Origin of the sequence: Rhodococcus rhodnii NBRC 100604 (assembly GCF_001894925.1) — a bacterium.
GTDB classification, from domain to species: Bacteria; Actinomycetota; Actinomycetes; order Mycobacteriales; family Mycobacteriaceae; genus Rhodococcus_F; species Rhodococcus_F rhodnii.
On record NZ_BCXD01000021.1, the window covers coordinates 49,539 to 71,011 of the forward strand.

A 21,473-nucleotide genomic window follows, 5' to 3' on the forward strand; every position below is an offset into this window, starting at 1 on the left:
TGAGCGCGAATCGGGGAGCGTCGGCGATTGGTCTCGTTCCACCGATATCCGCTACAGTCTTATGGTAATGGTTCCCAATTGCGATAAGACAGGACGTACCCCGTGCGCGTGACGCCGATTCTCCGAACCGCTGCCGCCGCGACCGGCCTCGTGCTCGGTGCCGCAGCCCTCACGGCCTGCGGCTCGTCGCCGACCGGTGACGACGAGCTGACCGTCGTGGCCTCGACGAACGTGTGGGGCAGCGTCGCACAGGCCGTCGCGGGAGACTTCGTCCAGGTCGAGTCCATCATCGAGGACCCGAGCGCCGACCCGCACTCGTACGAGGCGAGCCCGGCCGACGCCGCGGCACTGATCGACGCGTCGCTCGTCGTCTACAACGGCGGCGGCTACGACCACTTCGTCGACGACGTCGTCGCGGGCGACACCGATCAGCGCAGCGTCGCCGCATTCGACCTCTTCGAGGACGGCGCGCACGCCGGCGAATCGCACGATCACGGCACCGACGATCACGATCACGGCACCGACGATCACGATCACGATCACGGTCACAGCCACGGCGCCGTCAACGAGCACGTCTGGTACGACCCCGCGACCGCGATCGCCGTCGCGCACGCCGTCGCCGACAACCTCGCGGCCCTCGACCCCGCCAACGCGGAAGCCTACGAGCGGAACGCGATGTCGTTCGAGAGCGGGATGGCCGCCGTCACCGACATCACCGGCGAGATCGCACAGAACCACCCCGGTGCCCGCGTCGCACAGACCGAGCCGATCGCGCAGTACCTCATCGAGGGCGCGCAGCTCACCGACGCGACACCCGAGGAGTTCCAGAACGCCATCGAGAACGGCACCGACCCGTCGCCGACGTCGATCGCCGCGGCACGCGGGCTCATCGGCGACGGCTCCGTCGAAGCGCTGGTCTACAACATCCAGACCGAGGACCGCGTGACGCAGGACCTCCGTGCCGTCGCCGAGCAGGCGGGCGTTCCGGTCGTCGAGGTTACGGAGACCCTGCCCGAGGGCGTGGACTACATTCGGTGGCAGACCGAGGCGGCCCAGTCGCTCGCCACCGCGCTCGATCGCTGAGTCGCCGCCACCCGCTGATCGGCCGCCCCCGATCAGTCCCCGCTCTCCTGGAGTCCGCACCACCCATGCCACCGAATCCGTCCGCACCCGACCCCGAGAGTCGCTCCGCCGCAGTGGAGCTGAGGGGAGCCGAACTCTCGTTCGGTGATCGCGTGCTGTGGCAGGGCCTCGACCTGTCGATCGCGCCCGGCGAGTTCGTCGCGATCCTCGGGCCGAACGGCTCGGGCAAGACGTCGCTGCTGCGGGTGCTCCTCGGCGAGCTCGATCTCGTGTCGGGAAGCGCCGAGATCGCGGGAATCCCTGCCCAGCGGGCGAATCGGAACGTCGGCTACGTCCCGCAGCAGAAGTCGATGGACGAGGGCCTGCCGCTGCGCGGGCGCGATCTCGTCGGCCTCGGTGTCGACGGCCACATGTGGGGTACCGGACTGCTGCGCCGTCGCCGCCGGATGCAGATCGTCGACGACGCGATCCGCAAGGTCGGCGCCGAGGCGTTCGCCGACGCCCCCGTCGGCCTGATGTCGGGCGGTGAGCAGCAACGGCTGCGCATCGCGCAGGCACTCGTCGGCGATCCGTCGGTGCTGCTGTGCGACGAACCGCTGCTGAGCCTCGACCTCGCGAACCAGGATCTCGTCTCCTCGCTCATCGACCGCAGGCGTCACGAACACGACACCGCCGTGCTGTTCGTGACGCACGAGATCAACCCGATCCTCCCGCTCGTCGATCGCGTCCTCTATCTCGTGGACGGGCAGTTCCGCATCGGCACACCGACGGAGGTCATGACGTCCGAGGTGCTCTCGGAGCTGTACGGGACGGACGTCGAGGTGCTGCACGTGCGCGGCCGCCTCGTCGTCGTCGGCACCGGCGACGCGATCGACGCGCTCGGAAGCGCGGGCGGGCTGCGTCCCGGCGAAGGAGTCCACCACCACGACGGAGATCACTGATGAGCGACCGCTTCACCGACGCGATGTCGCGCATGTTCGAGTTCTCCATCACCGGAGATCTGCTGCGGTACGACTTCGTGCAGCAGGCGCTCGTCGCGGGTGCGATCCTGGGATTGCTCGCGGGCATCATCGGCCCGCTCATCATCAGCCGGCAGATGTCGTTCGCCGTGCACGGCACGAGCGAACTCTCGCTCACGGGCGCGTCCGCCGCGCTGCTCGTGGGAATCGGGGTCGGGACGGGCGCGATCATCGGCTCGGTCGTCGCTGCCGTGCTCTTCGGCCTGCTCGGCGCGAAAGCACGCGACCGCGACTCGGTGATCGGCGTGATCATGTCGTTCGGTCTCGGCCTGTCGGTGCTGTTCATCTGGTCCTACGACGGCCGCACCGGCACGAGTTTCTCGCTGCTCATCGGGCAGATCGTCGCGCCGGGCGGGCAGGGCCTCGCGCTGCTCACCGTGTGCGCGGTGTTCGTCGTGCTCGTCCTCGCCGTCATCTACCGGCCGCTGCTCTTCGCGAGCACCGACGCCGAGGTGGCCCGCGCACGCGGCGTCCCGGTGCGCGCGCTGTCGATCGTGTTCGCGGTCGTCCTCGGCGTCACCGCCGCGCTCGGCGTCCAGGTCGTCGGCGCACTGCTCGTGATGGCGCTGCTCATCACGCCCGCGGCGGCGGCGAGCTACGTGACGGCCAATCCGCTCACCACGACGATCCTCGCGGTCGTGTTCGCGGAGATCGCCGCGGTCGGCGGCATCCTGCTCTCGCTCGCCCCCGGCGTCCCGGTCTCGAGCTTCGTCACGGCGATCTCGTTCGCGATCTACGTGCTGTGCCGCATCTTCGGCCGCAGCCGCCGACGCAGTGCGGGGCGCGTGACCACCGGCCACGGCCACGCACACGCGCACTGACCCACGGCTCGCACCGGCTCACAGTTCGCGCTGTCCCGGGATCGACGCGACGAGCGTCCGCGTGTACTCCTGCTCGGGTTCGCGGAGGATCTGCCACGGCGTCCCCTCCTCGACCACACCGCCCGACCCGAGCACCACGACGCGGTGCGACAGCCGGTCGATCACGGCGAGATCGTGACTGATGAACAGGCACGCGAACGCATGGCGCCGCTGCAGTTCCTCGAACAGATCGAGGACGGCAGCCTGCACCGACACGTCGAGCGCACTCGTCGGCTCGTCGGCGACGAGCAGTTCGGGCCCGAGGACGAGCGCCCGCGCGAGATTCGCACGCTGGCGCTGACCTCCGGACAACTCGTGCGGATATCGGTCCACGACGCCCTTCGGCAGGTGCACCGAGTCGAGGACGTCCTCGACCGACCGGCGCACCGCTGCGCCGCGGGTACTGCCGTGGACGACGAGCGGCTCGGCGACGCAGTCCCCGACGGTGAGCCTCGGGTTCAGCGCCGTCGCCGGATCCTGGAAGACGAAGCCGATCCGGCGCCGCACGTCCCGCAACTGCCGCCGCGACAGTGCGAACAGGTCCTCGCCGTCGATCGTCACCGTGCCCGACGTCGGCCGCTGCAGCGCTGCGACGCAGCGCCCGATCGTCGACTTCCCCGAACCCGACTCGCCGACGAGCCCGATCGTCTCGCCGCGATGCACCCGGAACGAGACGTCGTCGACCGCCCGGAACCGGTGACGCCCGGCACCCGGGAACTCGACGACGAGACGATCGACGTCGAGCACCGGCGGCCCCGTTCTGTCGACGGGCCGCAACGACTCGGCGGGCGCGAGCGCCGGCACCGCGTCGAGCAGCGCCCGCGTGTACTCCGCTGCCGGGGAACGGAACAGCTCGTCGACGGGTGCCTCCTCCACGACGACGCCGTCGCGCATCACCACGACCCGATCGGCGACGTCCCGGACGACACCCATGTTGTGCGTGACGAGCACGATCGCGCAGCCCAGGCGGTCGCGGAGATCGAGCAGCAGCCGCAGGATCTCGGCCTGCACCGTCACGTCGAGGGCCGTCGTCGGCTCGTCGGCGAGGATCACCTCGGGATCGTTCGCGATCGCGATCGCGATCATCACCCGCTGCTTCTGCCCGCCCGACAGCTCGTGCGGATAGAACTTCCACCTGCGCTCGGGTTCCGGGATCCCCACGGCGTCGAGGAGTTCGACGGCACGCTCGCGCGCCTCCGCCCTGGTGCGGCGGCGCCCGCCCGCGGCCGGGTGCGCGCGGAGCGCCTCGACGAGCTGCGAGCCGACGGTGCACAGCGGATCGAGCGCCGCGCCGGGCTCCTGGAACACCATCGCGACGTCCTTGCCGCGCAGCGCCGTCCACTGCTTGTCCGACAGGTGCGAGACGTCGGTTCCACCGAGTACGACGCGCCCGCTCACGTGGGCCGTCGGCGGGAGCAGGCCGATCGCGGTGCGCGCCGTCACCGATTTGCCGGACCCGGATTCGCCGACGACGGCGAGCACCTCGCCGGGTCGCACCCGGATCGTCACTCCCCGTACGGCGTCGAGCGGCCCGGCGTCGGTGTCGAACGAGACGGTCAGCGATTCGACGTCGAGCGCGTTCGCCGCTGCCGCATCGGTCTCGGGAGTTGTCGTCGTCATGATTCCCTCTTCGTTCGACGGCGCGTGCGCAACAACGGATTCATGCTCTCGCTCAACGACTCTCCGACGAGCGTCATCCCGAGCACGACGAGCACGATCGCGAGCCCCGGGAACACCGACGTCCACCAGATGCCGTTGGAGATGTCGGGCAGCGCCTTGTTGAGGTCGTAGCCCCACTCGGCCGCCGACGTCGGTTCGATGCCGAAGCCGAGGAACCCCAGCCCCGCGAGGGTGAGGATCGCCTCGGCCCCGTTGAGCGTCACGATCACCGGAAGCGACGACGTCACGTTGGAGAAGATGTGCCGCCGCAGAATCCGGCCCGTCGACGCGCCCGACACCCGCGCGGCGTCGACGTACGGTTCCGTCTTCACCGCGAGCGTCGCATTGCGGACGACGCGGAAGTACTGCGGCACGAAGATCGCGGTGATCGCGATCGCCGCCGACAGCACACCACCGAAGCTCGACGACTGCCCACCCGCGACGACGATCGACACGACGATCGCGAGCAGCAGCGTCGGGAACCCGTACAGCGCGTCCATCACGAGCACGAGAACCCGGTCGGGCCAGCGGCCGACGTATCCCGAGATCAGGCCCAGCGGAAGCCCGATCGCGAGCGACACCACGAGCGAGATCGTGATGACGAGCAGCGCCGTCCTGGCTCCGTAGAGCACGCGGGAGAGCACGTCCTCGCCGCGTACCGAGGTGCCCAGCAGGTGATCCGCGCTGGGCGCCGCCTGCCGCGCGAACTCGACTCCACCGGCCGACGTCTGCGAGAAACCGTAGGGCGCGAGCACCGGAGCGAGCAGCGCGACGAGGACGAACCCACCGATGAGGATCAGTCCGGCGACGAGGGTCCAGCGCTGCAGACCGGACGTCGCCGCGAGGGCGCGCAGCGGCGCCGGCCGCCGCGACGGCCCCGACGAGAGTGCGCCCGCGTCGGGAAGAGCGGTTTCGACTGCCATCAGAACCTCACTCGGGGATCGACGATCGCGACGATCGCGTCGGTCACGAAACTGACGACGGCGACGACGAGCGCGATCGCCGTCACGATGCCCTGGACCGCGACGAAGTCACGGGCCTGCAGATAGCGGGAGAGCTCGAAGCCGAGTCCCTGCCACTCGAAGGTCGTCTCCGTGAGGATCGCCCCGCCGAGCAGCATCGCAATCTGCAGCCCGACGACGGTGACGACGGGAATCATGGAGTTGCGCAACGCATGCCGCCACGTGACGACGCGGTCCGGAACACCTCGCGCCTTCGCTGCGTCGACGTAGCCGGCCTGCAACGACTGGAGCAGGTTGACCCGCACGAGCCGCAGGAACACGCCCGCGGTGAGCAGGCCGAGTGCGAGCGCGGGAAGCACGGCGTGTGACAGGACGTCGAGAAGATATCCGGTGTCGCCGTAGAGGATCGCGTCGATCACCAGGATGTTCGTCTTCGGCGAGACGTTCTGCAACGCGAGCTGGGTGTCGATCGACGCCCGGCCCGCGACGGGCAGCCAGCCCAGCTGCACTGCGAAGACGAGCTTGAGCAGCATGCCGACGAAGAACACCGGCGCGGCGTAGAACAGGATCGCGAGGAGCCGCAGCCCGACGTCGGACGCACGGTCGCGGTGGGTCGCAGCGTAGATGCCGAGTGGTACGCCCACCACGAACGCGACGAGCAACGCCCAGAACGAGAGTTCCAGTGTCGCAGCACCGCTCGTGAGGACGACGTCCGCGATATCCCGGTTGTCGGTGGCGCCGCGACCGAAATCACCGCGCAGCAGCCCGGTCAGGTACTCCCAGTACTGCACGAGCAACGGCCGGTCGTAGCCCGCCTGGGCTCTGCGCTCGGCGAGCTGGTCGGGCGGGAGCCTGCCGCCGAGTGCCGCGGTGATCGGATCACCGACCACCCGCATGAGGAAGAACACGACGGTGACGAGAATCCAGGCGGTGGGCACGATGAGCAGCAGGCGCACACCGAGGTAGCGGGCGAGGGCACTGTATCTGCTCTGCGCACCCCGCCCGCCGCCACCCCCATCGGAGTCGACGAGCACGTCCGTGGCGGTGCTCATCCTCAGCCCTTCGAGATCGGGGTGAACCGGAACTTGAACGACGCGTCGAGCGTCGTCTCCACGCCGCTCACCTCCGACGTCGCGATCGCGACCTGCTGCCCTTCGAGCAGCGGCAGCGTCGAGATGTGGCCGGACGCCATCTTCTGCTGGATCTCCGCGATGATCTCGTCACGAGTCGCGGGATCGGTCTCACTGCGCTGACGGTCGATCAGTTCGGTGATCTCGGGATTCTCGAAGTGGTTGCCCAGGAAGTTGTCCGGCATGAAGAACGGCGTCAGGTAGTTGTCGGCGTCCGGGAAGTCCGGGTACCACCCGAGCTGGTAGGCCGGATAGACGTCGGACGTGCGCTCGTCGCTGTAGGTCGTCCACTCCGTCGACTGCAGGTCGACGGCGAAGAGCCCGGTCGCCTCGAGCTGCGCCTCGACAGCGGCGTACTCCTCCGACGAACTCGGCCCGTAGTGGTCCGGGCTGTACTGAAGGTTGAGAGGAACCGGTGTCGCGACGCCGGCCTCCTGCAGGAACTGTGCTGCGGCTTCGGGATTCGGGGCGCCGCCGTAGACCTCCTCGAACGCCGGGACGGAACCGTCGACGCCGCTCGGGATGTTCGAGTACGCGGGGCTGTAGGTGCCCTTGTAGACCCCCTCCGAGAGCGCGTTTCGGTCCACGAGCGACGCGATCGCCTTGCGCACGGCGAGCTTCTGCTCGGGTGTGTCACCCGGCATCGTGTTCAGGTTGAACACCATGTAGCGCAGTTCGCCGCCGGGACCGTGATGGACCTCGATGCCGTCGACCTGTTCGAGCGACTCCACGTCCGTCGGTGTGAGCGCGCGCCACGCGACGTCGATCGCCTTGTTCTGGATGTCGAGCTTGAGATTGTCCGAGCTCGCGTAGTACCGGAGCGAGACCGAGTTCGACTGCGGTTCACCGAGAATGCCGTCGTAGCCGTCGCGCCCGGAGAACGAGATCAGCTGGTTCTTCTCGTGGCTTCCGATCGTGTACGGACCCGCGAACGGCGCCCCGTCCACGACCGCGTTGTCGTCGAGCACCGCGTCGGCGGGGAACACCTCCTTGTCGACGATCGGGCCTGCCGGGCTCGCCAGCACCTGCGGGAAGGTCTGATCGTTCGGCGCCTTCAGCGTGAACTCGACGGTCGTGGCGTCCGGGGCCGCCACGGAGGCGAGATTGGCGAGCAGCGACGCCGGGCCGTTGGGGTCGTCGATCGCGACGACCCGATCGAACGAGTACTTGACGGTCTCGGCGTCGAGCGGGTTGCCGTTCTCGAAGGTGACGCCGTCGCGGAGTGTGCAGCGGTACACGACATCCGACGTGAACTCGCAACGCTCGGCGGCGTCCGGTTCGAGTTCGTCGCTGCCCGGCGCGTAGTTCAGGAGGAACGGATAGACCTGGTTCATCACCATGAACGATCCGTTGTCGTACGAGCCCGCGGGATCGATCGACGTCACGCGGTCGGTGGTGCCGACGACGAGCGAGCCGCCGTCGGCGGCGGCGGCTCCGTCGTCGGTGCGGCCCGACCCGCACGCGGCGAGCACGAGAACGCCCGCACCGAGCAGTGCGAGAGAAGGAAGGATGCGGCGAGAGCTGCTACGACGACGGAGCGAGGCGGGCGGCTGTCCGCCCGCCGAAGGGTGTCCCGAAACAGACATGTGAGTACTCGTTCCCCGGGCCGTTCGCAGCGTTCATCACACGACGTCCGTGGGCACGGAAGTGCCTCGCGGGGTCGCCGCTGCGGCGGTCCGATAGGTGGTGGTATCGGAATGCGAGCAAGGTACCCACAGGCGCGGACCTTCGCACGCCGAACGGAATCCGGAAATCCTCGCGTATGCGCGATACGGTCGAATCCCGGCACACCCCGATCCCCGACCGTCCGATATTCAGGAGCGACCATGCTCACGAAGCTGCACGACGCACTTCGCCTCCGAACATCACCCGGAATCTTCTTCTCCGCGTCGGCGGTGGCGCTCGTCTTCGTCGTCGCGACGATCGTCGCGACCTCCGCCGTCGACTCCGCCTTCGAGAGCGCATCGTCGTGGATCATGACGAACCTCGGCTGGTTCTACATCCTCGGCGTCTCCTCGTTCCTGATCTTCCTGATCTACATCGCGATGAGCCGATACGGATCGGTCCGGCTCGGCAGCGACGACGAGCGACCCGAACACTCGAATCTCACGTGGTTCACGATGCTGTTCGCGGCCGGCATCGGCACGATCCTGATGTTCTGGGGTGTCGCCGAGCCGATCTCACACTTCGCCGAACCGCCGATGGGCGATGTCGAACCCGGCACCGCGGCGGCCGCGAACGAGGCGATCGGCTTCACGCTCTACCACTTCGGCCTGCATACGTGGACGATCTTCGCGCTGCCCGCACTCGGGTTCGGCTACTTCATCTACAAGCGCAAGATGCCCCCGCGCGTGAGTTCGATCTTCGGCCCGATCCTCGGCAGCCGGATCTACGGTCCGATCGGCAAGACCATCGACGTCGTCGCCGTCGTGGGCACGATCTTCGGTGTCGCCGTCTCGGTCGGACTCGGTGTGCTGCAGATCAACGCCGGTGTCGCTCAGCTGTTCGGCTGGGGCGAGAGCGGCGCGGTCCAACTGCTCATCATCTTCGCCGTGACGGTCGTGGCCGGCATCTCCGTCGCACTCGGCCTCGAAAAGGGCATCAAGCGACTGTCGAACATCAACATCGGCCTCGCCGTGATGCTGCTGATCTTCGTCCTCGTGACGGGACCGACGCTGTTCCTGCTCAAGGGAACGGTCGAGGCCACCGGCACCTACCTGAGCTACCTTCCGACGCTGTCGTTCTGGAACGACACCTTCGCGGACACCGGCTGGCAGAACACCTGGACGGTCTTCTACTGGGCGTGGACGATCACGTGGTCACCGTTCGTGGGAATCTTCATCGCCCGCATCTCGCGCGGCCGCACCATCCGGGAATTCGTGTTCGGCGTGCTCGCGCTCCCCGTCACGTTCTCGGTCGCCTGGTTCGGCATCTTCGGAATGGGATCGTTCCATATCGAACTCGAAGGCGACGGCGGTCTCGTCGAGCGGGTCGTCGACGACGGCGACATCCCCGGTGCCCTCTTCGAGTTCCTCTCGAATTACCCCGCCGCCACGCTGATCTCGGCGATCGCGATCCTGATCGTGGTCGTCTTCTTCATCACATCGGTCGACTCCGCGTCGCTGGTGCTCGACTCGATGGCGTCGGGCGCCGACGATCGAGGCCCGCTGCACCAGCGGCTCTACTGGTGCGTACTCATGGGGCTCGTCGCTGCGACGCTGCTCGTCGCGACCGGTGAGGACGGGCTCGAAGCGCTCCAGATGGTCATCATCGTGGTCGGCCTGCCCTTCTTCGTGATGGGCTGGGTGATGATGTTCAGCCTCCTCAAGGGCATCAAGAACGACCTCGGCGCGAAGGCCGAACCCGTCACCCGGCAGTGGGAGGAGACGCACAGCCCGGAGGAGCTCGAGCGCCAGGAGGCCGCCCCGTCACCCGAGCCGATCGCGCCGACGTACCACATTCCCGACGAGAACGGCCACGACCGCAGCACGGGGAACGGCCGCGACGACAGCTGACCCCCGAGCCGGAACGGCTCCCGTCAGGCCTGCCGGCGGCCGCGGGCGATGTCCGACAGGACGACGCCCGCGGCCACCGAGGCGTTGAGCGACTCGACGGGGCCCGCCATCGGGATCGAGACGATCGCATCGCACGTCTCGCGGACGAGCCGAGCGAGTCCCTTGCCCTCCGACCCGACCACCACGACGATGGGAGTGGTGCCGTCGAGTTCGTCGAGCGACATGTCGCCGTCGGCGTCGAGACCCACGACCATCACGCCCTTCGACGCCCAGTCCTTGAGCGTGCGCGTGAGATTCGTGGCGCGCGCGACGGGCAGCCGCGCCGCGGCCCCCGCACTCGTCCGCCACGCGACAGCCGTGACCGCCGCACTGCGACGCTCCGGGATGAGCACGCCGTGGCCGCCGAACGCGGCGACGGATCGCACGACCGCGCCGAGATTGCGCGGATCGGTGATGTGATCGAGCGCGACGAGGAGCGGCTGCTCGTGGTTGTCGCGTGCGGCGGCGAGGAGGTCGTCGGGATGCGCGTACCGGTACGGCGGCACCTGCAGCGCGATGCCCTGATGCAGCCCGTTCGAGCTCATCCGATCGAGATCGGTGCGCGGCACCTCAAGGATCGAGATCCCGGTGTCGGCGGCGATCTGCACCGACTCCTTCAGCCGATCGTCGCTGTCGGTGCCCACCGCGACGTAGAGCGCCGTCGCGGGGACACCCGCGCGCAGGCACTCGACGACGGGATTGCGGCCGAGCACCATCTCGGGGCCCTCACCCTTTCCGCCCGGTCCGCGCCCCGCCGGGCCACGGCCGCCGCCGCGCTGCGGCGACTGAGCGGCCTTGGCCGCCTTCGCCGCCCGCTTGGCCGCGGGATGCTTCGTGCGCGCCTCGGCAGGCGGGGTCGCGCCGCGCCCCTCGAGGCCGCGGCGACGCTTGCCGCCGGACCCGACGACCTGCCCCTTCTTGGTTCCCGACTTGCGGATCGCACCGCGTCGGCTCGAATTGCCGGCCATCTACTTGTCAGCCTCCAGTGACCACTCGGGTCCGTCGGGTGTATCGGTGACGGCCACGCCCGCCGCGGCCAGCCGATCACGGACCTCGTCCGCGACCGCCCAGTTCTTCTCCGCCCTCGCCTGCTGGCGACGCTCCAGATCCGCGCGCACCAGCACGTCGAGCGCGCCCAGTGCAGGAGCGGAACTCGTCGCGCCCGCCGCCCAGTGCGGATCGAGCGGATCGACCCCCAGCACCGAGGTCATGGCGCGCACCGCTCCCGCGATGTCGCGTGCGGTGTCGAGCTTTCCGGCTTCGAGAGCCGTGTTCCCCTCCCGGACGGCGCCGTGGATCTCGGCGAGCGCCGCCGGGACGGCGAGGTCGTCGTCCAGGGCTCGTTCGAACGCCTCGGGCCGGACGCCGATCTCGACGGCACCCGCGCGAGTGGACACCCGCGTGACGAACGATTCGATCCGCCGGTACGCGGCGGCTCCTTCGTCGAGCGCCTCGGGCGAGTACTCGAGCATCGACCGGTAGTGCGCCGAACCGAGGTAGTACCGCAGCTCCTGCGCCCGGACCCGTTGCAGGACATTGGGAATCGACAGGACGTTGCCGAGCGACTTCGACATCTTCTCGCCGCCCAGCGTGACCCAGCCGTTGTGCAGCCAGTACCGCGCGAAGTCGTCTCCGGCGCACCGCGCCTGCGCGACCTCGTTCTCGTGGTGCGGGAACACGAGATCCATACCGCCGCAATGGATGTCGAAGGTCGAACCGAGATAGTAGACCGCCATCGCCGAGCACTCGATGTGCCAGCCGGGACGGCCCGGCCCCCACGGCGTCGGCCACGACGGCTCACCGGGCTTCGCGGCCTTCCACAGCGTGAAGTCGCGGGGATCGCGCTTGCCCTCGCCCGCACTCTCGCCCTGATGGACGTCGTCGATCCGGTGCCCCGAGAGGAAGCCGTACTGCGGATCGCTGAGCACGTCGAAGTAGACGTTGCCGTTCGAGGCGTACGCGTGACCGCGCTCGATCAGCCGTTCCATCATCTCGACCATCTGTGTCACGTGCCCGGTCGCACGCGGTTCGACCGACGGCGGCAGCACGCCGAGCCGACGGTACGCGTCGTCGAAGGCCCGCTCGTAGGTCGCGGCCCATTCCCACCACGGACGGCCGTGTTCGCCCGCCTTGCGCAGGATCTTGTCGTCGATGTCGGTCACATTGCGGACGAAGGCCACGTCGACGTCGCGCGCGAGCAGCCAGCGTCGCAGAACGTCGAACGCGACACCGCTGCGGACGTGGCCGATGTGCGGTTCGCCCTGCACCGTCGCGCCACACAGATAGATCGACGCGTGGCCGAGGTCGCGCGGGACGAAGTCACGCACGGACCGGGTGGCGGTGTCGAACAGGCGCAGAGTCACGACATACGATCCTACCTGCCGGGATCGGGTCACCGGACAGGCGTCCGGTACGGCTCATACGAGGTCGGAGCGCACGACGAGCGCCGTCGCCGTCGCCGCGATCCCCTCACCGCGGCCCGTCAGCCCGAGGCCGTCGGTCGTGGTCGCGGACACCGAGACCGGCGCACCGGCCAACTCGCTCAGCACGCGCTCGGCCTCGTCGCGGCGCGGGCCGATGCGGGGCCGATTGCCGATCACCTGCACGGTCGCGTTGACGACCGTCCATCCCTGCTCCGCGATCAGCGAACGGACGTGCGCGAGCATCCGCGCACCGGTCACGCCGTCCCACTCCGGTCGCCCGGTTCCGAACACCGTGCCCAGGTCCCCCGAGCGCGTCGCCGAGAGCAGCGCATCGCACAGCGCATGGACGGCGACGTCGCCGTCGGAGTGTCCCGCGCAGCCGTCCTCGCCCTCGAACAGCAGTCCGGCCATCCAGCACGGCCGCCCCGCCTCGACGGGATGTACGTCGGTGCCCGAACCGATACGGAGTGCGTCGACGAGCGTCATCGTGCGGCGCCCCGCTCGTGCGCATCGCTGTCCTGTGCGGCGAGAGTGCTCGCCAGGAGAAGGTCGAGCGGAGTCGTGATCTTGAATGCGAGCGGATCGCCGTCGACGCAGGTCACCGTCTCGCCGATGCGCTCGACGAGCCCGGCGTCGTCGGTCGCGACGTCCGCGGCGGCGTCGTAGGCGGCGTGCAGGACGCTGGCGTCGAAACCCTGTGGCGTCTGCACCGCCCGCAACCGCGTGCGGTCGGGTGTGTGGACGACGCACACGTGACCCTCGGCGTCTCCTGCGGGATGTCCTTCGGCGGCGACCGTGACGTCCTCCACCTCTTTCACGGTGTCGGACACCGGTAGCACCGGAACCACCGCGCGCCGTCCCGCCCGCAGGGCGTCGACGACGCGACGAATCAGTTCGGGAGGGGTCAACGCGCGCGCGGCGTCGTGGACGAGGACGAAATCCGCGTCACGGGCCTGATCGAGCCCGGCACACACGGAGTCGGTGCGCTCGGCACCGCCCGCTGCCACCGTGACGCGATCGGGAAGCCGATCGGCGACGGATTCGAGCATCTCGGACGGGACCACGACGACGACGTGGTCGACCACGCCCGACGCGAGCAGCCCACGAACGGCGCGCGCGATCATCGTCTGGCCGGCGACGTCCACGAACGCCTTGGGCATGTTCATGCCGAGACGCTCGCCCCGGCCGGCCGCCGGTACGAGCGCGACGACGCGGCCCGAGCGAGCTGTGTTCACTCCGGTCTCGGTGGTCACTGCTGTCAGGATGCGGCGGCGAGGACCTCGTCGAGAATGGTCTCGGCCTTGTCGCTGTCGGTTCCCTCCGCGAGCGCGAGCTCGCCCACCAGGATCTGGCGTGCCTTCGCGAGCATGCGCTTCTCGCCGGCAGAGAGTCCGCGGTCCTGTTCACGTCGCCACAAGTCGCGAACGACCTCGGCAACCTTGTTCACATCTCCGGAGGCCAGCTTCTCGAGATTGGCCTTGTACCGGCGTGACCAGTTCGTGGGCTCTTCGGTGTGCGGTGCACGGAGAACCTCGAACACCTTGTCGAGGCCCTCCTGGCCGACGACGTCGCGAACACCGACGTACTCTGCGTTCTCGGCGGGAACCCGCACCGTGAGGTCGCCCTGCGCGACCTTGAGTACCAGGTACTCCTTCTGTTCACCCTTGATGGCGCGCGTCTCGATAGCTTCGATGAGCGCCGCACCGTGATGGGGGTATACGACGGTATCTCCGACCTTGAAAATCATCTGTCCCGTGCCCCTTTCGATTCACCGAGTTTAACACGGGGGCCCGACAGGGTCTCATCAACGCTGCAGGTCAGCGGCTTTCCGAGGTCGCAGCGGGGTTGACAGACGCAACAAGACGTGCATTGGACCACACCGCGGCACCCCGATGAGGCACCCTCGACACAGTGGTCCGTCTCGCACCCGGCGAGCTCCCGAGCGGCGCGTGTCGACCCAGCGCACACCGCCCGGCGTCCGCCTACTACGCTGCCTAGTTGGAGTGAGAACCTGACCCATGGAGGACAACTCGTGACAGCTCACGTCAAGCCGGCCCGCCGGGTCGCCACCGCCGTCGCCCTCGCCGCCGGTGCCGCGATCGCGCTGTCCGCGTGCGGTTCGGGTCAGATCAGCCAGACCGCGACTCAGGTCGCCGCCGTGAACGGCAACGAGACGGAGGTCGGAGCGCTCGCACTGCGCAACGTCCACCTCGTGCAGACCGAGCCGGACGCGCCGACCGAGCCCGGTGGCAGTGCGAACCTCGCCTTCTGGGTCACCAACACCCATCCCTCGCTCACCGACCGGCTCGTCTCGATCGACACCGACTACGCCGACGCGGTCGAGATCGACGAGGGCACCGGCTCGCTCGAGCTCTCCGGCAAGGGCTCGCTCGCGGCGTACCCGTCGCCCGAGGACGCTCCCGCCGCCGACGTCGTCGCGCAGAGCGAGGCCGAGTCGGACACCACGAACAACGACGTCACCGGTGAGCCCGTGCCGTCCGGCATCATCGAGGTCACCCTCACCGGCCTGAGCGAGGACGTCCGCCCCGGCCTGACGTTCCCGGTGACGTTCGAGTTCGAGCGTGCGGGCAGCGTCACGATCGAGGTTCCCGTCGACGCCGGGCCGGTCCTCGAACGGTACGACTCGGACTTCTCCGGCGAGCACGCCGAAGGCGCCGTCAGCGGACACTGACCGCCGCTCCTGCGACTCCCCCGCGAGGCGGGCACTCGAACCGAGTGCCCGCCTCGCGGCGTCCCCGGAGGTGTCACCACCCACCGATAGAGTGAGCGCGTGGCGAAAGCGAAGTCCAGCTTCACGTGTTCGGAGTGCTCGGCCTCCGTCCCCAAGTGGGTCGGGCGGTGCCCCGAGTGCGGCGCGTGGGGGTCGATGCAGGAACGCACCGCGCCCACCGCCGTCGCGAGCCGTCCGGGCACCTCCCTCGCGAAGGCCGGCGCCGCCGCCGTGCTGCCCACGACGCCCGCCACTCCCCTCTCCGCCGTCGACGGCCGCGCGACGCGCGCCGTCCCGACCGGCATCGGCGAACTCGACCGCGTCCTCGGTGGCGGGGTCGTTCCGGGATCGGTCGTCCTCCTCGCGGGCGAGCCGGGCGTCGGCAAGTCGACGCTGCTCCTCGAGGTCGTCCATCAATGGGCGCGGCGCGGTCCCGCCGACCGCTCGCTGTACGTCACCGGCGAGGAGTCCGCGGGGCAGGTGCGGCTGCGCGCGGACCGCACGGGCGCCGTCCACGACCGCGTCTACCTCGCCGCCGAGTCCGATCTCGCGACGATCCTCGGCCACGTCGAGCAGGTCGCCCCGACGCTCCTCGTCGTGGACTCGGTGCAGACGATGCTCGCCGCCGACGTCGACGGCGTCACGGGCGGTGTCACCCAGGTCAAGGCCGTCACGAGTGCACTGACCTCGCTCGCGAAGGCGAGTGGCATCCCCGTGCTGCTGATCGGCCACGTCACGAAGGACGGCGCCGTCGCCGGGCCGCGTTCGCTCGAGCACCTCGTCGACGTCGTGCTCCACTTCGAGGGCGACAAGCACTCGACGCTGCGCATGGTCCGCGGCATCAAGAACCGTTTCGGCGCCGCAGACGAGGTCGGGTGCTTCGAGTTGCGCGAGGACGGCATCGAGGCGATCTCGGACCCGTCGGGTCTCTTCCTCCACGAGCGCACCACGCCCGTGCCCGGCACCGCCGTCACCGTCACGATGGACGGCAAACGGCCGCTGCTCGGCGAGGTCCAGGCACTCGTCGCGAAGACCCAGAATCCGTCGCCGCGTCGCGCGGTGAGCGGCCTCGACAGCGCTCGCGTCGCGATGATCCTCGCCGTCGTCGAACGCCGGGGCCGAGTGTCGTTGGGTAACAACGACGTCTACACCGCCACCGTGGGCGGGATGCGCATGACGGAGCCGTCGTCGGATCTCGCGGTCGCGATGGCCGTCGTGTCGGCCGTACGCGATCGGCCGCTCCGGCCCCGCCTCGTCGTGATCGGCGAGGTCGGCCTCGCGGGCGAGGTGCGGCGGGTGCCCGGCGTCGGGCGCCGGCTCGCCGAGGCCGCACGCCTCGGTTTCGACAGCGCGCTCGTTCCCGTCGGCTCGGGCTCACCGCCGCCCGGGATGCGCGTCACCGAGGTCGCCGATCTGGGAGCAGCAGTGGCGGCGATGGAACTGCTCCCCGTCCGCGCCGTTCCCACCGTCGTGCGATGACCTGCTGTGCGACGAACTGCTGGGCGACGAACTGCTGTGCGACGAGCAGGCGCGCGGTGCGCTCAGAACGACGAGGCCTCCGCTGCCGTTCCGGCGGCGGCGGGAACCGCGTCCACCATCGACTTGACCTTCTCGAAGTGCGTCTGGTCGATGACGAGGAACAGTCCGCGCGAGGTTCCCACCACGACGTCGGGATCGGCGCCCGGGCCTGCCACGATCCGCGCCTCGGCGCTCGTGTAGACCTTGCGGCGCACGGTCCCGTCCACCTTCGCCGTGATCTCGAGCGTCGAATCGAGCGGAATGGGCCGCGCGAAGTCGATCTCGAGATGAGCGGTCACCACCGCGAGAGCGACCGAGCGGCACGCCATGCCCTGCGCTTCGTCGAACGCCGTTCCGAGGATGCCGCCGTGGATGACGCCCGGGCCACCCTGGTAGCGGCGCGCGACCTCGAATCGGCCGACGACGCTCGCGCCGTCGCCGACGACGAACGTCATCTGGATGCCCGACGGCTGATCGTCGCCGCACCCGAAGCACAACGACCAGTGCCGGGGCAGCGGTTCGCCCGAGGCAGGGAACTCCGGCACGATCGTGGGAGCCTGCAGGTCGTCGGGCAACGTCCAGGTACTACTCATGGATCGGTAATGTAATCCCGTCCGATCGAGACGACGGTCCTCGGACCTGCAGAAAGTGATGTCGACCACGTGGAGAAGCGGCGATGAACGCGGTGGGACGATCCGCCGAGGCGCGCGAGACGATCGCGCGGCTGGCGCCGGGAACCGCGCTACGCGACGGCCTCGAGCGCATCCTGCGCGGCCGGACGGGCGCGCTCATCGTTCTCGGCTACGACGCCGAGATGGAGAAGCTCTGCGACGGCGGATTCGAGCTCGACGTCGAGTTCGCCGCGACGCGGCTGCGGGAACTCTCGAAGATGGACGGCGCCGTCGTGCTCTCGACGGACGGCTCGCGGATCGTCCGCGCGAACGTGCAGCTGGTTCCCGATCACCGGATTCCGACCGTCGAATCGGGGACGCGGCATCGCGCTGCGGAACGCACCGCGATCCACACGGGTTATCCGGTGATCTCGGTGAGCCAGTCGACGCGCATCGTCAGCGTCTACATCGCGGGTCACCGCTACGTCCTCGAGGGCTCCGACACGCTGCTCTCACGCGCGAATCAGGCCGTCGCGACGCTCGAGCGCTACAAGTCCCGAGCCGACGAGGTGACCCGGCAGCTGTCGGTCGTCGAGATCGAGGACTTCGTGACGCTGCGCGACGCCCTCGTCGTGATCCAGCGCCTCGAGATGGTGCGGCGCGTATCGGGCGAGATCGAGCTGTACGTCCTCGAACTGGGGACGGACGGACGCCAGCTCGCGATGCAGCTCGAAGATCTCGTCGGCGACAATCACGAGGCACGCGAACTCATGGTGCGCGACTACGTCGCGGGGTCGGGTCCTGCCCGTCGCGAGGACGTCGACGCGGTACTCGCCTGGCTCGGCCGGCTCAGCGACACCGAACTGCTCGATCTCACCGCACTCGCTCGCACGCTCGGCTATCCCGCGACGATCGAGACGCTCGACGCGTCGATGAGCCCGCGCGGCTACCGCGTCCTGCATCGTGTGCCGCGACTGCAGTTCCGTCAGATCGACCGCGTCGTCGGGGCTTTCGGGACGCTGCAGGGGCTGCTGGCGGCGACGGCGGCCGACATCGAGGCCGTCGAAGGGATCGGGACGAGCTACGCCCGGCACATCCGCGAAGGACTGTCGCGGCTCGCCGAATCGGCCGTGACCAACCCGTACGACTGAACGTACGGGCCGGTCACGGCTCCCCCTCTACTTCTTCGACGTCAGCGAGCGAAGAAAGAACCCGACGTTCGCGGGCCGCTCGGCGAGACGTCGCATGAAGTAGCCGTACCACTCCTGCCCGTAGGGCAGGTAGACCCGCAGATGCACGGCCTCGTCGGTGAGACGCACCTGTTCTGCGTCCCGGATGCCGTACAGCATCTGCATCTCGTAGTCGCCGCTCGTGCGGCCGTTCTCGACCGCGATGCGCCGTGCTGCGGACACCATCGCCGGGTCGTGCGAGGCGACCATCGGATATCCCTTGCCGCTCATGAGGATTCGCAGGCAGCGCAGATACGACTCGTCGACCTGCGCCTTGTCGCGGTACGCGACCGACTCGGGCTCGTCGTACGCACCCTTGCACAGCCGGATTCGCGAGCCGGGGCCGGCGAGATCGCGGCAGTCGCCCTCGGTACGGCGCAGATACGCCTGCAGGACGGTGCCGAGTGACGGGAAGTCCTCGTGCAGTTCGCGAACGATCGACAGCGTCGAGTCGGTGGTCGTGTGGTCTTCGGCGTCCACGGTCACCCACACGCCCGCAGCTTCTGCCGCCGAACAGATCCGCTGCGCGTTCTCGAGCGCGATCCGGTCGCCGTCGTGTGGCAGGAACTGACCGAGTGCCGAGAGCTTGAGCGACACCTCGATCTCCCGCGGGCGGCCCGCGGCCGCCGACCGGTCGACGCGAGAGTCCAACTGCGCCAACAGGTCCAGATAGTGCGACACGGTCGTATCGGCGCGAGTGGCGTCGGTCGCGTCCTCCCCCAGGTGGTCGATCGTGATGTAGCGGCCCGAGCCGAGGATCCGGTCGGTCGCCGCCATCGCCTCGGCCTCGGTCTCCCCCGCGACGAAACGATCGACGAGGGCCCGGGTCACGGGAACCTTCGTGACGACGCGCTCCATGCGCGAGGAGCGTGCGCTCGCGAGCAGTGCGGGCCGCAGCCATGCGGTGACGGTCATCGGACGGTCCCTTCCGCGTCGGTTCCCTGGTGCGGGTAGCGGTGGTCGGTCGGCGGCACGAACGTCTCCTTGAGCGTCCGGGCCGACGTCCAGCGCAGCAGGTTCAGCGGCGAACCGGCCTTGTCGTTCGTGCCCGAGCCGCGGGCACCACCGAACGGCTGCTGCCCCACGACGGCGCCGGTGGGCTTGTCGTTGACGTAGAAGTTGCCCGCCGCGAAGCGCAGCCGCTCGGTGGCCTTCGCGACCGCCGCGCGGTCGTCGGCGACGATCGATCCCGTGAGGGCGTAGCGGCTGCCGGTGTCGACCGTCTCGAGGATCCCGTCGAACGCGCCCGGCGCCGAGTCGTCGTACACGTGGACCGCGAGGATCGGCCCGAAGTACTCGGTCGAGAACGCCTCGTCGGTAGGATCGTCGCCCAGCAGAACGGTGGGATCGACGAAGTAGCCGACGCTGTCGTCGACACGCCCACCGGCCGCGACGGTGAGACCCGGGGTCGCCTTCGCTCGCTCGATCGCGGCGGCATTGCGGTCGAACGCGCGTCGATCGATCACGGCGCCACCGAAGTTCGCGAAATCCGTGACGTCGCCGTACCGCAGTGACGCGGCCTTGTCCACGAGGTCGTCGCCCATGACGGCCCACACCGAGGCCGGGACGAAGGCGCGCGACGCGGCGGAGCACTTCTGACCCTGGTAGTCGAACGCGCCACGCAGCAGCGCCGTCGTGAGCACGTCCGGATCGGCCGAGCTGTGCGCGACGACGAAGTCCTTGCCGCCCGTCTCACCGACGAGGCGCGGGTAGGTGTCGTAGTGCGCGATGTTCGTGCCGACCTGCCGCCACAGGTGCTGGAACGTCGCGGTCGAGCCGGTGAAGTGGATGCCGGCGAGGCGCCGGTCCGCGAGTACGACGTCGGAGATCTCGGGGCCGGGACCGTTGACGAGGTTGATCACCCCGGGGGGCAGTCCGGCTGCTTCCAACAATTTCATCGTCCAGTAGGCGGCGACGGCCTGCGTCGGCGACGGCTTCCACACGACCGTGTTGCCCATGAGCGCCGGAGCCGTGGGCAGGTTGCCCGCGATGGCGGTGAAGTTGAACGGCGTGACGGCGTAGACGAAGCCTTCGAGCGGGCGGTATTCGGACCTGTTCCACACCCCCGGCGTCGAGATCGGCTGGTCGGCGAGGATCTGCCGCGCGAAGTGGACGTTGAACCGCCAGAAGTCGGCGAGCTCGCACGGCGTGTCGATCTCCGCCTGGTAGGCGGTCTTGGACTGGCCGAGCATCGTTGCGGCGGCAAGGGTTTCGCGCCACGGGCCCGAGAGCAGATCCGCGGCGCGCAGGAACACCGCGGCGCGATCGTCGAAGGACAGCGCGCGCCAGTCGTGCGCGGCAGTCACCGCGGCGGTGACGGCCGCAGCGGCGTCCTCGCGGGTCGCGTCCGTGTAGGTACCGAGCACCGCAGCGTGACGGTGCGGCTGCACGACGTCGAGCACGGGACCGGTGCCGCGGCGGTGCTCGCCACCGACGACGTTGTGCACGTCGGTCGGCGTGGTGGCGAGTTCGGCCAGCTTCGACTGGAGCCGGGCCCGCTCCGGGCTGCCCGGTGCGAACGAGCCGACCGGCTCGTTGACCGGCTGCGGGATTGTCGTGATGGCGTCCATGGGACGAACCTCCAGGGGAACGGGGCGGTGACGACCGCCGCGAACGAACTCGCCGTAGTCAACACGAGCGCGACGATCGGACAATCGGCCTCCCGAACGAATATCGAGCTGCTGCGTTGTACAG

At 69.2% G+C, this 21,473-nt stretch carries 19 protein-coding genes; 7 read left to right on the top strand and 12 right to left on the bottom strand.

Translation table 11 applies throughout. The features are described 5' to 3' along the window. Positions 1–102 precede the first annotated feature (102 nt). From RR1_RS15715 to RR1_RS15725, 3 genes are all read left to right on the top strand, one after another. Positions 103–1,083, top strand: a complete 981-nt coding sequence (locus RR1_RS15715; protein WP_040774573.1) for a metal ABC transporter solute-binding protein, Zn/Mn family — start codon at positions 103–105, stop codon at positions 1,081–1,083. A gap of 65 nt (positions 1,084–1,148) precedes the next feature. After that, on the top strand, positions 1,149–2,024 hold the full coding sequence (locus RR1_RS15720) for a metal ABC transporter ATP-binding protein (RefSeq protein ID WP_010839470.1): 876 nt from the start codon (positions 1,149–1,151) through the stop codon (positions 2,022–2,024). Continuing rightward, positions 2,024–2,923 carry a metal ABC transporter permease gene (locus RR1_RS15725; RefSeq protein WP_010839471.1) on the top strand — a complete coding sequence of 300 codons (900 nt, stop codon included), beginning with the start codon at positions 2,024–2,026 and terminating at the stop codon, positions 2,921–2,923. Before RR1_RS15720 ends, RR1_RS15725 begins: the two co-directional genes overlap by 1 nt. Positions 2,924–2,941: 18 nt before the next feature. On the opposite strand, the gene RR1_RS15730 is transcribed toward RR1_RS15725, so the two are convergent. Genes RR1_RS15730 through RR1_RS15745 form a run of 4 tightly spaced genes read right to left on the bottom strand, consistent with a single transcriptional unit; the run spans position 2,942 to position 8,299 of the window. Then, a complete protein-coding gene (locus tag RR1_RS15730; protein ID WP_010839472.1) occupies positions 2,942–4,582 on the bottom strand; it encodes a dipeptide ABC transporter ATP-binding protein in 1,641 nt (546 codons plus the stop codon). Beyond that, entirely contained in the window at positions 4,579–5,544 is a 966-nt protein-coding gene (locus RR1_RS15735) for an ABC transporter permease (RefSeq protein ID WP_010839473.1), read from the bottom strand. The genes RR1_RS15730 and RR1_RS15735 overlap by 4 nt, the downstream gene beginning before the upstream one ends. Further along, a complete protein-coding gene (locus RR1_RS15740; protein ID WP_010839474.1) occupies positions 5,544–6,635 on the bottom strand; it encodes an ABC transporter permease in 1,092 nt (363 codons plus the stop codon). Before RR1_RS15740 ends, RR1_RS15735 begins: the two co-directional genes overlap by 1 nt. 2 nt (positions 6,636–6,637) lie before the next feature. Beyond that, entirely contained in the window at positions 6,638–8,299 is a 1,662-nt protein-coding gene (locus RR1_RS15745) for an ABC transporter substrate-binding protein (RefSeq protein ID WP_010839475.1), read from the bottom strand. A 240-nt stretch (positions 8,300–8,539) separates the two neighbouring features. On the opposite strand from RR1_RS15745, the gene RR1_RS15750 reads away from it, so the two are divergent. Next, the gene (locus tag RR1_RS15750; protein ID WP_010839476.1) at positions 8,540–10,228 is read left to right on the top strand and encodes a BCCT family transporter; all 1,689 of its coding nucleotides are present in this window, start codon (positions 8,540–8,542) and stop codon (positions 10,226–10,228) included. A 23-nt stretch (positions 10,229–10,251) separates the two neighbouring features. Here RR1_RS15750 and rlmB read toward each other — a convergent pair whose 3' ends face one another. The 5 genes from rlmB to carD are packed head-to-tail and all read right to left on the bottom strand — an operon-like array spanning position 10,252 to position 14,437. Next, entirely contained in the window at positions 10,252–11,235 is a 984-nt protein-coding gene (rlmB, locus tag RR1_RS15755) for a 23S rRNA (guanosine(2251)-2'-O)-methyltransferase RlmB (protein ID WP_040774575.1), read from the bottom strand. After that, positions 11,236–12,630, bottom strand: a complete 1,395-nt coding sequence (gene cysS / locus RR1_RS15760) for a cysteine--tRNA ligase (protein ID WP_040774577.1) — start codon at positions 12,628–12,630, stop codon at positions 11,236–11,238. 54 nt (positions 12,631–12,684) lie between these two features. Next, positions 12,685–13,176: a 2-C-methyl-D-erythritol 2,4-cyclodiphosphate synthase gene (ispF, locus tag RR1_RS15765; RefSeq protein ID WP_010839478.1), complete on the bottom strand. Its 492-nt coding sequence runs from the start codon at positions 13,174–13,176 to the stop codon at positions 12,685–12,687. Further along, entirely contained in the window at positions 13,173–13,943 is a 771-nt protein-coding gene (gene ispD / locus RR1_RS15770; protein WP_010839479.1) for a 2-C-methyl-D-erythritol 4-phosphate cytidylyltransferase, read from the bottom strand. The genes ispF and ispD overlap by 4 nt, the downstream gene beginning before the upstream one ends. A 5-nt stretch (positions 13,944–13,948) precedes the next feature. Continuing rightward, entirely contained in the window at positions 13,949–14,437 is a 489-nt protein-coding gene (carD, locus tag RR1_RS15775) for an RNA polymerase-binding transcription factor CarD (RefSeq protein WP_010839480.1), read from the bottom strand. A 285-nt stretch (positions 14,438–14,722) separates the two neighbouring features. Between carD and RR1_RS15780 the strand changes: the two genes are divergently transcribed. Both RR1_RS15780 and radA read left to right on the top strand, forming a co-directional pair. Beyond that, positions 14,723–15,382 carry a copper chaperone PCu(A)C domain-containing protein gene (locus tag RR1_RS15780; RefSeq protein WP_010839482.1) on the top strand — a complete coding sequence of 220 codons (660 nt, stop codon included), beginning with the start codon at positions 14,723–14,725 and terminating at the stop codon, positions 15,380–15,382. A 99-nt stretch (positions 15,383–15,481) separates the two neighbouring features. Further along, a complete protein-coding gene (radA, locus tag RR1_RS15785; protein WP_040774579.1) occupies positions 15,482–16,900 on the top strand; it encodes a DNA repair protein RadA in 1,419 nt (472 codons plus the stop codon). Positions 16,901–16,962: 62 nt separating this feature from the next. Here the strand turns inward: radA and RR1_RS15790 are convergent, their stop codons facing one another. Next, on the bottom strand, positions 16,963–17,532 hold the full coding sequence (locus RR1_RS15790; protein WP_040774581.1) for a PaaI family thioesterase: 570 nt from the start codon (positions 17,530–17,532) through the stop codon (positions 16,963–16,965). 83 nt (positions 17,533–17,615) lie between these two features. Between RR1_RS15790 and disA the strand changes: the two genes are divergently transcribed. Beyond that, positions 17,616–18,701, top strand: a complete 1,086-nt coding sequence (gene disA, locus RR1_RS15795; protein ID WP_010839485.1) for a DNA integrity scanning diadenylate cyclase DisA — start codon at positions 17,616–17,618, stop codon at positions 18,699–18,701. 27 nt (positions 18,702–18,728) lie between these two features. Here disA and RR1_RS15800 read toward each other — a convergent pair whose 3' ends face one another. Further along, entirely contained in the window at positions 18,729–19,694 is a 966-nt protein-coding gene (locus tag RR1_RS15800; protein WP_010839486.1) for a proline dehydrogenase family protein, read from the bottom strand. Next, positions 19,691–21,349: an L-glutamate gamma-semialdehyde dehydrogenase gene (pruA, locus tag RR1_RS15805; protein WP_010839487.1), complete on the bottom strand. Its 1,659-nt coding sequence runs from the start codon at positions 21,347–21,349 to the stop codon at positions 19,691–19,693. Before pruA ends, RR1_RS15800 begins: the two co-directional genes overlap by 4 nt. Positions 21,350–21,473 lie beyond the last annotated feature (124 nt).

Bases quoted from the DNA above. Each gene is read 5' to 3' on its own strand.
- RR1_RS15720 (WP_010839470.1), top strand. From the start codon at position 1,149: ATGCCACCGAATCCGTCCGCACCCGACCCCGAGAGTCGCTCCGCCGCA.
- RR1_RS15725 (WP_010839471.1), top strand. From the start codon at position 2,024: ATGAGCGACCGCTTCACCGACGCGATGTCGCGCATGTTCGAGTTCTCC.
- RR1_RS15750 (WP_010839476.1), top strand. From the start codon at position 8,540: ATGCTCACGAAGCTGCACGACGCACTTCGCCTCCGAACATCACCCGGA.
- RR1_RS15745 (WP_010839475.1), bottom strand. From the start codon at position 8,299: ATGTCTGTTTCGGGACACCCTTCGGCGGGCGGACAGCCGCCCGCCTCG.
- pruA (WP_010839487.1), bottom strand. From the start codon at position 21,349: ATGGACGCCATCACGACAATCCCGCAGCCGGTCAACGAGCCGGTCGGC.
- ispF (WP_010839478.1), bottom strand. From the start codon at position 13,176: ATGACGCTCGTCGACGCACTCCGTATCGGTTCGGGCACCGACGTACAT.
- RR1_RS15735 (WP_010839473.1), bottom strand. From the start codon at position 5,544: ATGGCAGTCGAAACCGCTCTTCCCGACGCGGGCGCACTCTCGTCGGGG.
- rlmB (WP_040774575.1), bottom strand. From the start codon at position 11,235: ATGGCCGGCAATTCGAGCCGACGCGGTGCGATCCGCAAGTCGGGAACC.
- RR1_RS15790 (WP_040774581.1), bottom strand. From the start codon at position 17,532: ATGAGTAGTACCTGGACGTTGCCCGACGACCTGCAGGCTCCCACGATC.
- RR1_RS15740 (WP_010839474.1), bottom strand. From the start codon at position 6,635: ATGAGCACCGCCACGGACGTGCTCGTCGACTCCGATGGGGGTGGCGGC.
- carD (WP_010839480.1), bottom strand. From the start codon at position 14,437: ATGATTTTCAAGGTCGGAGATACCGTCGTATACCCCCATCACGGTGCG.
- RR1_RS15730 (WP_010839472.1), bottom strand. From the start codon at position 4,582: ATGACGACGACAACTCCCGAGACCGATGCGGCAGCGGCGAACGCGCTC.
- RR1_RS15800 (WP_010839486.1), bottom strand. From the start codon at position 19,694: ATGACCGTCACCGCATGGCTGCGGCCCGCACTGCTCGCGAGCGCACGC.
- disA (WP_010839485.1), top strand. From the start codon at position 17,616: ATGAACGCGGTGGGACGATCCGCCGAGGCGCGCGAGACGATCGCGCGG.